16 protein-coding genes are annotated in these 13597 nt (G+C 41.5%); all 16 read left to right on the forward strand.

The annotated features are described in order from the left end of the window. Positions 1 to 11 precede the first annotated feature (11 nt). From ACXM1Q_RS02540 to nikA, 16 genes are read left to right on the forward strand one after another with little or no spacing between them, the layout of a single operon-like run. Positions 12 to 731, forward strand: coding sequence for an energy-coupling factor ABC transporter permease (locus tag ACXM1Q_RS02540; protein WP_458515867.1), 720 nt, complete (start codon positions 12 to 14; stop codon positions 729 to 731). Further along, on the forward strand, positions 728 to 1012 hold the full coding sequence (locus ACXM1Q_RS02545) for an energy-coupling factor ABC transporter substrate-binding protein (protein WP_135036055.1): 285 nt from the start codon (positions 728 to 730) through the stop codon (positions 1010 to 1012). The genes ACXM1Q_RS02540 and ACXM1Q_RS02545 overlap by 4 nt, the downstream gene beginning before the upstream one ends. Next, positions 999 to 1667, forward strand: coding sequence for an energy-coupling factor transporter transmembrane component T family protein (locus ACXM1Q_RS02550; protein ID WP_458515869.1), 669 nt, complete (start codon positions 999 to 1001; stop codon positions 1665 to 1667). The genes ACXM1Q_RS02545 and ACXM1Q_RS02550 overlap by 14 nt, the downstream gene beginning before the upstream one ends. 12 nt (positions 1668 to 1679) lie before the next feature. After that, entirely contained in the window at positions 1680 to 2501 is an 822-nt protein-coding gene (locus ACXM1Q_RS02555) for an energy-coupling factor ABC transporter ATP-binding protein (protein WP_458515959.1), read from the forward strand. Further along, positions 2483 to 3985 carry a cobyric acid synthase gene (locus ACXM1Q_RS02560; RefSeq protein ID WP_458515871.1) on the forward strand — a complete coding sequence of 501 codons (1503 nt, stop codon included), beginning with the start codon at positions 2483 to 2485 and terminating at the stop codon, positions 3983 to 3985. The genes ACXM1Q_RS02555 and ACXM1Q_RS02560 overlap by 19 nt, the downstream gene beginning before the upstream one ends. Before the next feature lie 4 nt (positions 3986 to 3989). Next, on the forward strand, positions 3990 to 4571 hold the full coding sequence (locus ACXM1Q_RS02565) for a cob(I)yrinic acid a,c-diamide adenosyltransferase (RefSeq protein WP_458515873.1): 582 nt from the start codon (positions 3990 to 3992) through the stop codon (positions 4569 to 4571). A 1-nt stretch (position 4572) separates the two neighbouring features. After that, complete coding sequence (locus tag ACXM1Q_RS02570) at positions 4573 to 5013, forward strand: precorrin-2 dehydrogenase/sirohydrochlorin ferrochelatase family protein (protein WP_458515875.1); 441 nt, start codon at positions 4573 to 4575, stop codon at positions 5011 to 5013. 3 nt (positions 5014 to 5016) lie between these two features. After that, on the forward strand, positions 5017 to 6279 hold the full coding sequence (gene hemA, locus ACXM1Q_RS02575) for a glutamyl-tRNA reductase (protein ID WP_458515877.1): 1263 nt from the start codon (positions 5017 to 5019) through the stop codon (positions 6277 to 6279). Further along, entirely contained in the window at positions 6248 to 7159 is a 912-nt protein-coding gene (gene hemC, locus ACXM1Q_RS02580) for a hydroxymethylbilane synthase (RefSeq protein ID WP_458515879.1), read from the forward strand. Before hemA ends, hemC begins: the two co-directional genes overlap by 32 nt. Next, a complete protein-coding gene (locus tag ACXM1Q_RS02585; protein WP_458515881.1) occupies positions 7156 to 7866 on the forward strand; it encodes a uroporphyrinogen-III synthase in 711 nt (236 codons plus the stop codon). The genes hemC and ACXM1Q_RS02585 overlap by 4 nt, the downstream gene beginning before the upstream one ends. A gap of 2 nt (positions 7867 to 7868) precedes the next feature. After that, entirely contained in the window at positions 7869 to 8834 is a 966-nt protein-coding gene (hemB, locus tag ACXM1Q_RS02590) for a porphobilinogen synthase (protein WP_458515883.1), read from the forward strand. Positions 8835 to 8842: 8 nt separating this feature from the next. Further along, positions 8843 to 10132, forward strand: a complete 1290-nt coding sequence (hemL, locus tag ACXM1Q_RS02595; protein WP_458515885.1) for a glutamate-1-semialdehyde 2,1-aminomutase — start codon at positions 8843 to 8845, stop codon at positions 10130 to 10132. A 2-nt stretch (positions 10133 to 10134) separates the two neighbouring features. Further along, complete coding sequence (gene cobU, locus ACXM1Q_RS02600) at positions 10135 to 10665, forward strand: bifunctional adenosylcobinamide kinase/adenosylcobinamide-phosphate guanylyltransferase (protein ID WP_458515887.1); 531 nt, start codon at positions 10135 to 10137, stop codon at positions 10663 to 10665. Continuing rightward, positions 10662 to 11384: an adenosylcobinamide-GDP ribazoletransferase gene (cobS, locus tag ACXM1Q_RS02605; protein WP_458515889.1), complete on the forward strand. Its 723-nt coding sequence runs from the start codon at positions 10662 to 10664 to the stop codon at positions 11382 to 11384. The genes cobU and cobS overlap by 4 nt, the downstream gene beginning before the upstream one ends. Beyond that, on the forward strand, positions 11381 to 11962 hold the full coding sequence (locus ACXM1Q_RS02610) for a histidine phosphatase family protein (protein ID WP_458515891.1): 582 nt from the start codon (positions 11381 to 11383) through the stop codon (positions 11960 to 11962). The genes cobS and ACXM1Q_RS02610 overlap by 4 nt, the downstream gene beginning before the upstream one ends. A 10-nt stretch (positions 11963 to 11972) precedes the next feature. After that, on the forward strand, positions 11973 to 13586 hold the full coding sequence (gene nikA, locus ACXM1Q_RS02615) for a nickel ABC transporter substrate-binding protein (RefSeq protein ID WP_458515893.1): 1614 nt from the start codon (positions 11973 to 11975) through the stop codon (positions 13584 to 13586). Positions 13587 to 13597: the final 11 nt, after the last annotated feature.

The raw sequence follows: 13597 nt of genomic DNA on the forward strand, positions 1-13597 counted from the left end.
TGGTGAAAACTATGAAAATGCTTCGTCTTTCTGTCCTTTTTGTATTGTTGTGTTGCTTCTGGATGAAGCCTGTTTCAGCTATGCATATTATGGAAGGCTATCTTCCACCAGCTATGGCAGCATTTTGGTTTGTATTGTTTATTCCTTTCTTTATTGCTGGCTTAGTGCAGATGAAACGTATGGTGGAAACAGAACAGCAAAGTAAGATATTTTTAGCCTTGGCAGGGGCATTTGTATTTATTCTTTCTGCTCTAAAAATTCCATCAGTAACAGGTTCAACTTCCCATCCGACCGGTGTAGGTTTGGGGACTTCCATGTTTGGTCCAAGTGTAATGAGTGTTTTAGGAGCTATTTGTCTCTTATTTCAAGCTCTTTTCTTAGCTCACGGTGGTTTGACTACATTAGGTGCAAATGCTTTTTCCATGGCAGTTGTAGGACCCTTTGTTGGTTATGCTTTTTATAAAATAGGACTCAAATTGAAATTACCAAAGACCTGGGCTATTTTCCTCTGTGCTTTTGTGGCGGATATGGCAACTTATTTGACGACATCACTCCAGTTGGCCTGGGCTTATCCAGATTCAATTAGTGGAATAATGGGCTCAGCCATTAAGTTTATGTCTGTATTTATGGTCACTCAGTTTCCGATTGCTGTGATTGAGGGATTATTGTCAGTTCTACTCTTCAATCTTCTAGCAGAAACGAAATCTATAAAGGGGGTATTTGAAGGATGAAAAAGCAAAATATGTTGCTAGTAGTCGCTTGCGTGGCTATTATTGGCTTATCTTTTTTATGGTCACCACAGGGAGCAGAGTATTCTGGAGCAGATAGTCAAGCTGAAACAGTCATTGAACAGGTGAATCCGGACTATCAGCCGTGGTTTCATTCAGTGTATGAGCCAGCAAGTGGAGAAATTGAAAGCCTGCTCTTTACACTTCAAGGTTCTATAGGTGCGGGAATTATTGCCTATTTCCTGGGCTATCAGAAGGGAAAACGGAGTGATGTTTCCCTTTGATCGTTACGCCTACCAGAATCGAATAGGCTTTCTAGATTCTCGTATTAAAGGTTTTATGTATTTGCTCTTATTGATAGCGGCATTTTCGAATAATAGAGGGATTCAACTTACTCTTTTGTTACTTTTACCTATTTTGACGTGTTATTTAGCGAAGCTTTCTTGGAAGACCTATCGTTTGTGGCTACTCTACCCCTTGCCTTTTATTCTGATGAGTTTTGTAACAATTCTCATCCAATATTCAAATAGTCCTTTGGATTTGACCGGCTCGATTCCTTTTTTGGGAGGCTTTCTTGGTTGGCAAGTTACTTCCTGGCCGATCATAGTTGCACTATTTCTCCGGATTTATACCAGCATTATGGCTAGCTACCTATTCATTGTATCTATTTCTTTTCATGATTTGATGAAGCTCCTAAGACAGCTTCGCCTCCCTCTTTTTTTAATAGAAATTATTGTTTTGATGCATCGTTTTATTTTTCTTTTACTAGAAGAATATATTTTGATGCGAGATACCCTAGATTTGAAATTTTCTTTTGGAAAATGGAATCAAAAAATTCAGATGACGGCCTTACTTTGGAAAACATTATTTATTCGGATGCTTGAAAAACAAGAACGGTTGCAGGAATTAATGGAATTACGTTTTGATAATCAGAGATAGAGGTTACGGATGGTGTTACAAGTAGAAGAGATGACAATCTGTTTTGATCAAAGTTTTGGAAATGTACTCCAAAATATTTCGATGGATTTTGGTCAAGCATCTATTACAGGTATCTTAGGGAGGAATGGTTCGGGTAAGTCAACTCTTATGAGAACTTTGATGGGCTTAAATCCATTGAAACAAGGGCGTATTCTTTATAATGGCAGAGAACTGGGGATAAGTAAAAAGGAATTGTATCGTTATCGCCAGGAGGTAGCCATGGTATTTCAAGATCCGGATCAGCAATTGTTTTCAACAATTGTTTGGGATGATGTAGCTTTGGCTTTAAGAAACTTGGGTGTTCCAGAGACAGAGTGTTCTTCTAGAGTGACGAAAGCCTTGGAAGCTATGGATATTCTGACTTTAAAGGATTATCCCATCGCCTATTTAAGTTATGGGCAAAAGAAGCGAGTTGCGATTGCTAGTATTTTGGCGTTACAGCCTCGCTACTTATTGTTAGATGAGCCTACTGCTGGTTTGGATCCAGAGGGACGGACTCAGATGTTAGCGTTGATTCAAAATTTAGCGCAAAAGGGCGTTAAGATTGTTTTGAGTAGTCATGATATGGATCTGATGTATGCTTGTTGTGATTATGCCTATGTTTTGGATCAAGGTCAGATCTGTTTAGCAGGGACCAAGGAAACCGTTTTTATGGCAAGAGAAAAATTGAGACAGGCAGGACTGGATTGTCCTTGGCTGGTTCGGCTTCATTTAGATTTAGGGCTTCCCCTATATCGCGATGAACAAGAATTTGAAAAAGAAAGTAGGAAAATTCAATGGCCCGATCACTCATGATTCAAGGAACCGCTTCTGATTCTGGGAAAAGTATTTTAGTTGCTGGTTTAGCCCGTCTATTAAACCAAGATGGCCTAAGGGTTGTTCCGTTCAAGTCACAAAATATGGCTTTAAATTCCTACATTACTTCAGTAGGTGATGAGATGGGGAGAGCTCAAGTTGTCCAAGCAGAGGCTGCAGGTCTTGAACCAGATGTTCGTATGAATCCGGTTTTATTAAAACCAAGCTCTGACCATCAATCCCAAGTCATATTTATGGGGAAGGTATTGGCCAATATGGATGCCCGAACCTATCATGACTATAAACTAGAATTACTTCCCAAAATAAAAGAAGTCTATAGTCAGTTGGAAGAAGAATTTGATGTCGTTTTAATTGAAGGTGCAGGAAGCCCAGCTGAAATAAATCTCAACCAACGAGATATTGTAAATATGGGAATGGCTAAGTTAGCTGATGCTCCGGTGCTACTGGTTGCAGATATTGATAAAGGGGGTGTTTTTGCTGCTATTTATGGCACATTGGCTCTTTTGTCAGATGAGGAAAGAGAGAGGGTTAAAGGTGTTATTATCAATAAATTCCGAGGAGACCTTGCTCTCTTACAGCCAGGTATCGAGCAAATTGAAGCCCTAACTCAAGTTCCAGTTGTGGGTGTTATTCCCTATCTAGATATGACTATCGATAGTGAGGATAGTCTCGCGCTTTTAGGTAAAAATCGGAAACGAGATGATTCCAAAGATTTAGACATAGCTGTGCTTGCCTTAAAACGAATGTCCAATTTTACGGATTTTCAAATTCTAGAACAAGAGCCGGATGTGTCTCTTCGTTATGTGATGCCAGGAGATGAGATTGGGACACCAGATCTTCTGATTTTACCGGGGAGTAAGAATACCTTGGAGGATATGCTCCTTTTAGAAAAAACAGGACGAGCAGAGGAAATTATACAAGCTTACGCCAACGGTTCTTCTATTTTTGGTATTTGCGGGGGTTATCAGCTGTTAGGAGAAACGATTTCAGATCCTTTGGCGATGGAATCAACCCTACAAAAAGTAAACGGTCTAGGACTTTTAGCAATTGATACTGTGATGCAAGATGAAAAACGAACTTGCCAGGTATTCGCACGACAAGGTGATTATGAATTGCGAGGGTATGAAATTCATTTGGGGGAAAGTTACCGAAAACCTGCTACAGCTGCTTTTGCAAGTATCATAGATGAATCTGAATCACAATCGGTTCGTTGGGATGGGGCAGTCAGTTTAGATGGACGAGTTCAGGGGACATATTTACATGGAATCTTTGACAATAGTAAGTGGTTACGAAGTTATCTAAATACCATTCGTGTGCAAAAAGGTTTAGAAGCACTTGAAGTCCCACATTTAGACTGGGCTGAAAAGAAAGAAGAGGAGTATGATAAGTTGGCTTCGGCTCTTCGTATCCATCTAGACATGGATCGCATTTATAAAATAATGGGATTAGAAAAAAGAGGATAAGAGCATGCGGATTTATACAGGATATGGGGATCAAGGGATGACGAGACTTTATGGCGGTCTGCGGTTATCTAAAAGTCACCTACGAGTGGAAGCTTATGGAACTGTGGATGAGGCCTGTTCTCTGGTCGGTCAACTGTTATCCCAAATGGCGGATTTTCCGGTATTTCTTGATTTAATAGCAGATGTACAAGACATTCAAGAACAGCTATTTGATTGTGGCAGTGATTTAGCGACCAGCCCTGGGGCTCGTCCCTATAAACAACATCAGGAGCAAATTCAATGGCTGGAGGGTCGGATTGATGCTCATAAAGATGTTCCCAAGCAAGTAGAAAGCTTTATTTTGCCTGGTGGACATTCTCTAGCCAGTCAGACCCATGTCATTCGTACAGTGATTCGACGTTTAGAAAGACGCATGGTTGCTCTTCAAGAAGAAGAGGATATAAACCCTTTTGGCTTGATTTATGTGAATCGATTGTCCGATTATTTTTTCGTTTTAGCTAGAATCATGAATCATCGTTTAAAAGTTGAGGAGAGGCTCTATCGTAAGAGCGGAAAAATCTTCTCAACGAAGGGGAAGGAGTCCTGAGATGTACCCTATTATGGTGAATCTCACCGGGAAGTCGGTTGTAGTAGTTGGTGGTGGACAGGTTGCAGTTAGGAAAGTAGAAGGATTGCTTCAAGCTGGGGCTAAGGTAACGGTGGTTAGCCCTGAACTTCATCCTAAGTTACAGATTGCGGATGTGATTTGGATTAACCGTGCTTATCAGAAAGGGGATTTAGATGATGCCTTTTTGGTATTTGCATGTACGAATCAGGATTTAGTGAATCAAGCTGTATATTGCGATGCTTTGCCTAGTCAATTAGTCAACAATACGGGTAATAAGTTTGAATCGGATTTTTATAATGTAGCCTGGGCAGACCTGGGAGATGTATCTGTTATGATTTCAACACAGGGGCAATCTCCGTCTCGGGCAAAACAACTCCGAAAAGAAGTGATTGCATTTTTGCGAGAGCATATGGAGGAATAGCTTATGTATCTTCTATCTGTCGGCCTAAGTCATGAGAAATCTGATTTAAGTCTGTTTGAAGAATGTCATTTTTCTTCAGCTGAATTAGAGCATGCTCTAATTCAGCTGAAAAAAGAAAAAAGTGTTTTAGAAAATCTCATTATTTCAACTTGTCACCGGACAGAGCTCTATTTAGTAGTGGATCAACTGCACACGGGGCGTTATTATGGGAAACGTTTTTTGGCACATTGGTTTCATAAAGAAATAGCGGAAATTGAACCTTACATAGAGGTACGAGAGGAAGAGCAAGCTCTTGAGCATCTTTTACAAGTTAGTGTGGGATTGAAGTCGAATATTATTGGGGAAACCCAAATTTTAGGTCAGTTAAAAGCTTGCTTTAAAATGGCCTTCGAGACTGGTACCACGGGGATTCTGCTAAATCACATCTGTCGCCAAGTTTTGACTTTCGCTAAAAAAATGCACCAAACTTATCAAATTGATGCTAGGCCTCAGTCACTTGGCCGGACTGTTTTTGAAATGTTAGAACATGCCAACAGAACTAAGGAAACGCTATTGATCATTGGTCTTGGTGAAATGGGGAGTTTAATAACGAGACACGCATTAGAGACCACAATGGAACGAATTATTTTGGTAAACCGAAGTCCGGAAAAGGCCCAGTCCTTTCTAGGGGATGAGCGGGTGGAGTTTTGGCCATGGGAGGACTTAGGAAAAGCTCTACAAGTGGCTAATATTGTTATTTCTGCAGCGGATGTGGGCCATCTGTATCTGGAGTCTTATCAATTTCAAGAAGGGAGTCTTGTCTTTGATCTGTGTCATCCTCGGACGGTGGCACAGGGGGGAGAACTGGAACTTTATTCCCTTCATCATATTAGTAATCAATTCGATCAACATATGGAGCAGAGGCAGGCAATTGCAGCAGATATTATACAAGACATGCAAGAGGAGCTACTAGCCTATCAGGTTTGGAAGGAGGAGTTGGAGGTTGTGCCAGTTTTACGAGAGTTACGAGCACAGGCTTTGGCGATCCAAGAAGGTGCACTTGCGAGTCTTGAACGAAAGTTTCCTGAATGGGGAGAGCGAGAACACAAACAGATTTCAAAACATATGAAGAGCATTTTAAATCAGTTTCTTCGACAACCCATTCTTTATATTAAAGAACTACCAAACTCGAATCAGAAGCAAGCAGACCTGGAATTGGTCAAGGAGTTATTTGGACTTGGAAAGGAGGACGGAGATGAAAAGAGTAATCCGCGTTGGGAGTCGTAAGAGTCGGCTAGCCCTTGCTCAGAGTCAATTGATCCTTAATCAATTACAGGCGGCTCATCCAGACTATCAGTTTGAAATTGTTCCCTATCAAACTCTGGGGGATCAGTTGCAACATGTTAGTTTGCAGAAAATTGGCGGAAAAGGTGTCTTTGTCAAGGATATTGAACGAGCTTTGCAAGAGGGGCAAATTGACTTGGCTATTCACAGCCTCAAAGATATGCCAGCCCTCCTTGCTGAAGGCACTTGTCTCGGGGCCATTTCAAAACGAGAAGATGTTCGTGATTGCCTCATCTTTCATGAATCTGGGATGACCTTGGATCAGTTGCCGGCCAATGCAGTTGTTGCGACTAGTAGTTTGCGACGCAAATTGCAGCTAGCACGTCTACGACCGGATTTAGAATATGTCGATTTAAGAGGCAATATTGATAGTCGGATTGAAAAAGTAAAAAGAGGTGATTATTCAGCCATTGTCTTAGCTGTAGCAGGTATAAAAAGGTTAGGTATCCTTAACCAGATCGAGGAAAGATGTCAATTTTTAGAGAGTGACCGCTTTATTCCAGCTGTCGCTCAAGCTGCCTTGGGTTTACAATGTCGTGAAGAAGATCAAGAGCTAAGAACCTTGCTTACGGCTGTTCATGATATTGAGACAGCTAGTTGTGTACAGATTGAGAGACAGGTTCTGGCTTTGCTTCAGGCAGATTGTACGTACCCTGTTGGAGCATTGGCAGTGAAAACGGATTTAGCCTATAAGTTAGAAGTGATGTTAGGACAAGAGTCGGGTGTGTGTGTGTACCAGACTGTTACCGGTCGCGAACCAGAAACACTAGCTTATCAAGCTCTTACAAATATGAAACAATGTGGATTTGATCTACGCCTATGAAAAAGATTGTGATTACCCGTCAGAATCCTCTAGCTGAGGAAGTTGCTTTGAGATGGTTTGCGGCTGATTACGAATTGGTTCATGCTCCCCTTATCCAAGCGCAGGCATTGGAATTAAGTCAAAGGACTCTCTTTAAGCTTGAAACAGCACAATGGCTATTCTTTACAAGTGCTCTAGGTGTTGAATTATTATCCTCGCTTGTGGACCTGCAACCTTACAAGTTGGCTAGTATTGGTTCTCATACCACGAAAGCTATTTTGGAAAAGGGTCTAACGGTTCACTTTGAAGCATCATCGGCTTATGCGAAAGATTTTGCCAAAGAGTGGTTGGGTTGTCAAAAAAGAGCGACGTCTATTGCCCTTCCACAATCGAGCTTATCGAATCCGTTATTAGCAGAGCAGTTACGTGCTCAGGGGCATTCCGTTTATGACTGGGTTTTATATGAAACCAGTTCGAATTCTGTAGGCCAATCCCAACTTGAAGGACTACTAAAAGTCACAGATGTTATCTGGACTTTTGCTAGTCCATCAGCTTGGTCGAGTTTTCGGGAAGTTGTGAGCACGGTTCCGGAAAGTCATAAAATTGCAGTCATTGGACAGACTACGGCAGCAGCAGTACGAGATGCTGGTTATACGGTTGATTATCTACCTACTATTCCAAGTATGGAAGCACTTATTGAAACTATCTATAAAAAAGAAAGGAACTAACTATGTTTCAACGACATCGTCGGTTACGCACAAGCAGTGCCTTACGAGATCTTGTAAGAGAAACACAACTATCCGTTGACGATCTAATCGCCCCAATTTTTGTCAAGGAGGCAATCGAGGGGAAAGAAGAAGTTTCTTCAATGCCGGGAGTTTTTCAACATTCTCTGGCCAGTTTAGGAGAAGAAATTGAGCTTATCCTCAGTCTAGGTATTAAAGCTGTTATCTTATTCGGCATTCCATCTGAAAAAGATGAGCGAGGAAGTCAAGCTTGGAATGACGAGGGGATTGTGCAGCAGGCTATTGCTCAAATAAAAAGACAAGCTCCTCACTTGATTGTGATTGCGGATACCTGTCTCTGTGAATTTACAAGTCATGGTCATTGTGGTTTATTGGATGGAAGTCTTGTAGATAATGATGCCAGTCTTGAAATCTTGGGCAAGGTTGCGTTAAGTCAGGTCAAGGCAGGAGCGGATATTATCGCACCATCAAATGCCATGGACGGATTTGTCGCTTATATTCGGCAAGTACTGGATGAGGCAGGTTTTCAAGCGATTCCTATTATGTCATATTCGATTAAATTTGCATCCAGTTACTACGGTCCGTTCCGGGATGCAGGAGAAAGTGCACCTGCTTTTGGGGATCGAAAAACGTATCAAATGGATCCTGCCAATCGGATGGAAGCTCTACGGGAAGCTCAGAGCGACCAGGAAGAGGGAGCGGATTTCTTAATGGTTAAGCCTGCCTTGGCTTACTTAGATATTCTAAGAGAACTTCGTCAACGTAGCTCTCTTCCCTTGGTCGCCTACAATGTTAGTGGTGAGTATGCCATGATTAAGGCGGCTGGGCAAAATGGCTGGATTGATGAGAAAGCGGTTGTTTTAGAAACCCTATTGGGGATGAAGCGGGCTGGTGCAGATCTAATCATTAGTTATTTTGCTAAGGATGTAGCTTCTTATTTACAAGATTAGGAGACAGTATGAAAACTTCAAAATCACAGGCTTATTTTCAGCAAGCTCAAGAGGTGTTTCCAGGTGGTGTGAATAGTCCAGTTCGATCATTCCAAGCGGTAGGAGGAGAGCCGCTTTGTATCGCGAAAGCTCAAGGTTCTTATATTGAAGATATCGATGGGAATCGGTATATTGATTATGTTTTATCTTGGGGGCCTATGATTTTAGGACATGCTCCCAAAACTGTTCTTGAGGCAGTTAATAAGAGTCTTTCGTTGGGAACTAGTTTTGGTGCTCCTTGTCAAGCAGAATTGGATCTAGGATTGCTTTTAAAAGAACGGCTTCCCTACTTAGAAAAAGTACGAATGGTGAACTCAGGAACAGAGGCTACTATGTCTGCGATTCGATTAGCGCGTGGGGTTACTGGTCGTAAGAAAATCGTCAAGTTTAGTGGTTGTTATCATGGTCACAGTGATTCCTTTTTAGTACAGGCTGGCTCAGGTGTAGCTAGCCTAGGTATGGCTAGTTCAGCAGGTATTTTACCGGAACTAGCTCAGGAAACCATTGCGCTACCATTCAATGATTTGGAAGCTCTAGAGGCTGTATTTGAAGCCTATGCTTCGGATATTGCTGGCGTCATTGTAGAGGCAGTTGCAGGCAATATGGGCTTAGTTCCAGGGACGTCTATCTTTCTACAAGGTATCCAGAAATTGTGTAAAAAAACAGGAGCTTTATTTATTGTTGATGAGGTAATGACCGGTTTTCGTGTTCATATCCAAGGTGCGGTTGGACTATTCGGCTTGGATCCAGATCTTGTTTGTTTAGGGAAGGTCATTGGCTCCGGTTTTCCTGTAGCAGCTTTTGGTGGGAAAGCTATTTGGATGGATCAAGTTGCTCCACTGGGACCTGTTTACCAAGCGGGCACGCTGTCAGGGAATCCAATAGCCATGACCGCAGGTTATGCTGGTCTATCAGCTCTGACATCCGAAGTATTTGAGGCAATCGTCGAAAAAACATCCTACTTGGTAGAAGGACTTCAGTCTTTGGTGGAGCAGTACCAAATGAAACTACAGGTTTTATCTATCGGTACGATGTTTGGATTTTTCTGCTCAGATAAACCGGTTACTAATTTTGAACTCAGTCAGGCTTCGGATCATGAACTCTTTGCCCAATTGTATAACCTCCTCTTGAATGAAGGAATATATCTAGCTCCATCGCCTTATGAAGCGAACTTTTTATCAGCTGCTCATACGTGGGAGGATATTCAAGAGACTTTAACGGCATTTGAAATGGCTTTTAAAACAATAAAGGAGGGCTGACCATGGAAATTAATCTGGTTATTGGCGGAGCAAAGAGTGGAAAGTCGGCCTTTGCTGAAAAGCAACTTGCCGAAGAAGACCAGGTTTGCTACGTTGCTACGGGAATGCTATTCCCAGACGATACAGAATGGTTAGAAAAAGTACAGCGTCATCAAAAAAGAAGACCAGCTAGCTGGGGAACTCAAGAACAGTATAGAGATTTAGCCTTGTGGCTAGAAAAAAATAACTATCAGCATTACTTGATAGATTCTGTGACAAGTATGACGAGTCAATGGTTACTGGAGGGAGAGGGAAAAACTCGAGTGATGATTGAACAGGATTTGAAAAAAGAATGGCAGGAAATTTTTCGAGTTCTAAATTCAAAGGAGGGTACTTGTTGGATTGTTACCGATGAAGTGGGCCTTAGCTTAGTTCCCGATTATCAATTAGGAAGGGATTTTCGGGACTTACTTGGACAAGTGAATCAGTGGATTGCTGAGGAAGCGGATCGGGTTTATCTTGTCATTGCAGGTTTGGTTCAAGAACTCAAATGATTCGGTCTTTGATTCTTTATACACAGTTGTTTAGTCGGATTCCCCTTCCTATTCCAATAGACCTTGTCTATTTAAGGCGTGGTGTTCTTGTTTTGCCCTTATATGGACTCTTGTTTGGTTTACTTGAGGCAGCTGTATTTATCGTTGTGGATGTTTTTTTACCGACCAGTTTGGCTTGGTTTTGTATTCTTTTCTTAGATGTTTTACTAACGGGTGGTTTTCATTTAGATGGTTTAGCGGACACAGCAGATGGACTCTTTTCCTCTCGTTCTCCTGATCGTATGCTGGAAATTATGAAGGATAGTCGAATTGGATCAAATGGTGTTTTGGCTTTGATTTTTTACTATGGATTTTTCCTGCTTGCGATTCCCTATCTTCCTGCTCCTCATTGGAAATTGGTTGTCTTTTTATCAATGATTGGAAAGACCGGGCTTTGCCTACAGCTTTTTCGGATTCGGTATGTGCGACAGACAGGAGGGACTACTTCTTATTTCCAAGGGACAAAGGATTTTGCCATTTATTTATCACAACTATATCCTTGTTTGATTTTGTTCCTGACCTATCAGCTAAGAGGTCTGATAGCCTTTACCTTTGTTCTAGTCGGGAATCTCTGCTATCGTCGATTTGTTTTAAAAAAAATAAAAGGGCATACAGGTGATACTTTAGGTGCAGCTGTTGAAATAAGCCAGATTCTGTTGCTATTGGGGTTGGTAATATGACAAAAATTTGCTATTTGATGCGTCATGGTCAGACGGTCTGTAATCAAGAGAAACGATTTTACGGCAGTTTGGAAAGCCCTTTGACAGATAAGGGATGTTCACAAGCTAAAAGAATGGCTCAACTGTTAGAAGCGCATGAGGTTGAACAAGTTTATGTTAGTCAGCTGAGTCGTTCACAGGAGACTGCCAGACTCGTTTTTCCGAACAGTTCGTTTACAGTTCTCCCTGACTTGAATGAAAAAGATTTCGGACTTTGGGAGGGAAAAACTGCGGATGAAATTGAACAGGCCTTTCCTGAGGAATGGAAACAGTGGCTAGAAGCCCCTCTTTGTTATACACCGCCAGAAGCGGAACCTTTTTCTCAGTTTAAAGAACGGGTTCAAGCATGTATGCAATCGATTCTAGCTACTCCTGCTCAGAGTCTAGCAATCGTCGCTCATCTAGGTGTTTTGCGAGTGATTTATCAAGCGTTCGTGGATTCTTCCAAGGATTTTTGGGATATTGACATTCCACAGGGACAGGTTTTGAGTATGAGACTTGATAAAGATTCTGGCTGGAAAATACTATTTTTAAAATAGGGAGATAACTATGAAAAAATTACTTTACTTAGCAATGGGTTTCTTGCTAGTCCTTGGATTAGTTGGTTGCCAATCTCAAGCTTCTAAGCAAAAAACTCCAGTATCAGAGAGCCTTACCTTGGCTTGGGGAGAAGATTTTGGTGATATAAATCCCCATCGCTATAACCCAGACCAATTTGTAATACAGGATATGGTGTACGAAGGTTTGGTTCGTTATGGGCAAGACGGGGCTATTGAGCCAGTTTTGGCAGAAAAATGGGATATCAGTCAGGATGGTAAGAACTACACTTTCCACTTACGAGATGCTCAGTATTCAGACGGCAGTCCGGTAACAGCTGAAAATATACGCCGAAATTTTGATACGATTTTTTCAGAGGAGAATAAATCAGAGCATACCTGGTTTGCCTTGACGGATCAGATTGACTCCTATCAGGCGATTGATTCCAAGACATTCCAATTAACATTAAAAGAAGCCTATAGTGCGACTCTTTATGATTTGGCTATGATTCGACCAATCCGCTTTTTAGGAGATGCTGGATTTCCAGATGGAGATAATACAAGATTGGACTCTATCAAAGAGCCGATTGGTACGGGACCTTGGGTTGTTGCAGATAAGAAAAGTAACGAGTATGTCCGCTTTAAACGGAATGACTCCTATTGGGGACCTAAGCCTAAACTGAAAGAAGTAACTGTTCGGATTATTCCGGATGCACAAACAAGACTTCTTGAATTTCAGGCAGGGGAGATTGATTTATTGTATGGGAATGGCTTAATCGATTTACACAGCTTTAAAAAATTCTCCCAAGATTCGGATTATCAAACGGCTGTTTCCTCACCAATGTCTAGTCGACTCTTGCTTCTAAATGCCAATGGAACTATTTTTGCAGACAAAAAACTTCGTCTTGCCATGCAGCAATTGATTAATAAGCAAGAAATTTCGAAGTCTATTTTCCAATCAACAGAGCAAGAAGCCGATTCACTTTTTGCAAAAACAACACCGCACACAGATGTTGAGTTGACCCCATATAGTTTTGCTCCGGATAAGGCTGAGAAGGAAATGGAAAATCAGGGTTGGAAGCTGGGTGAAGATGGTTTCCGTTATAAAGATGGTGAAAAATTGGTTCTGCGTTTACCCTATATTGCAACTAAGGCTACAGATAAGGATTTAGCGGAGTATATGCAAGCGTCCTTAAAACAACAGGGGATTGATGTTCAGTTACAAGCAATGGAAGAAGATGCTTACTGGGCCAACGCGAAGACCGGTAACTTTGATGCTATGTTTACTTTTTCATGGGGAGCACCGTGGGATCCACATGCTTGGATGACTGCCTTAACAGTCGATGCTGCACATGGACATCCGGAGAATATTGCTATCCAGAAGTTACCTTCGAAACAGACTTTGGATGAGGTAATCAAAAAGACGCTTATTGAACCGGATAACGAAAAGGTGACACAAGGTTATCACCAAGCTCTTCAAATTCTACATGATGAAGCGGTTTATATTCCATTGACTTATCAATCTGTACTATCGGTTTACCGTAAGGGTGAATTAGAGGGAGTCACATTTGCTGCAGAGGAAAATGCCTTTTCACTCAGTTCGATTCAAAAAGTACGTACGAAATAAGGGAGGTCAGA

The sequence above is a fragment of the Streptococcus sp. 10F2 genome, assembly GCF_054331515.2.

What these genes read in the sequence shown, in the direction of transcription:
- ACXM1Q_RS02540 (WP_458515867.1), top strand. Translation starts at nt 12, where the DNA reads ATGAAAATGCTTCGTCTTTCTGTCCTTTTTGTATTGTTGTGTTGCTTC.
- ACXM1Q_RS02545 (WP_135036055.1), top strand. Translation starts at nt 728, where the DNA reads ATGAAAAAGCAAAATATGTTGCTAGTAGTCGCTTGCGTGGCTATTATT.
- ACXM1Q_RS02550 (WP_458515869.1), top strand. Translation starts at nt 999, where the DNA reads ATGTTTCCCTTTGATCGTTACGCCTACCAGAATCGAATAGGCTTTCTA.
- ACXM1Q_RS02560 (WP_458515871.1), top strand. Translation starts at nt 2,483, where the DNA reads ATGGCCCGATCACTCATGATTCAAGGAACCGCTTCTGATTCTGGGAAA.
- ACXM1Q_RS02565 (WP_458515873.1), top strand. Translation starts at nt 3,990, where the DNA reads ATGCGGATTTATACAGGATATGGGGATCAAGGGATGACGAGACTTTAT.
- ACXM1Q_RS02570 (WP_458515875.1), top strand. Translation starts at nt 4,573, where the DNA reads ATGTACCCTATTATGGTGAATCTCACCGGGAAGTCGGTTGTAGTAGTT.
- hemA (WP_458515877.1), top strand. Translation starts at nt 5,017, where the DNA reads ATGTATCTTCTATCTGTCGGCCTAAGTCATGAGAAATCTGATTTAAGT.
- hemC (WP_458515879.1), top strand. Translation starts at nt 6,248, where the DNA reads ATGAAAAGAGTAATCCGCGTTGGGAGTCGTAAGAGTCGGCTAGCCCTT.
- ACXM1Q_RS02585 (WP_458515881.1), top strand. Translation starts at nt 7,156, where the DNA reads ATGAAAAAGATTGTGATTACCCGTCAGAATCCTCTAGCTGAGGAAGTT.
- hemB (WP_458515883.1), top strand. Translation starts at nt 7,869, where the DNA reads ATGTTTCAACGACATCGTCGGTTACGCACAAGCAGTGCCTTACGAGAT.
- hemL (WP_458515885.1), top strand. Translation starts at nt 8,843, where the DNA reads ATGAAAACTTCAAAATCACAGGCTTATTTTCAGCAAGCTCAAGAGGTG.
- cobU (WP_458515887.1), top strand. Translation starts at nt 10,135, where the DNA reads ATGGAAATTAATCTGGTTATTGGCGGAGCAAAGAGTGGAAAGTCGGCC.
- cobS (WP_458515889.1), top strand. Translation starts at nt 10,662, where the DNA reads ATGATTCGGTCTTTGATTCTTTATACACAGTTGTTTAGTCGGATTCCC.
- ACXM1Q_RS02610 (WP_458515891.1), top strand. Translation starts at nt 11,381, where the DNA reads ATGACAAAAATTTGCTATTTGATGCGTCATGGTCAGACGGTCTGTAAT.
- nikA (WP_458515893.1), top strand. Translation starts at nt 11,973, where the DNA reads ATGAAAAAATTACTTTACTTAGCAATGGGTTTCTTGCTAGTCCTTGGA.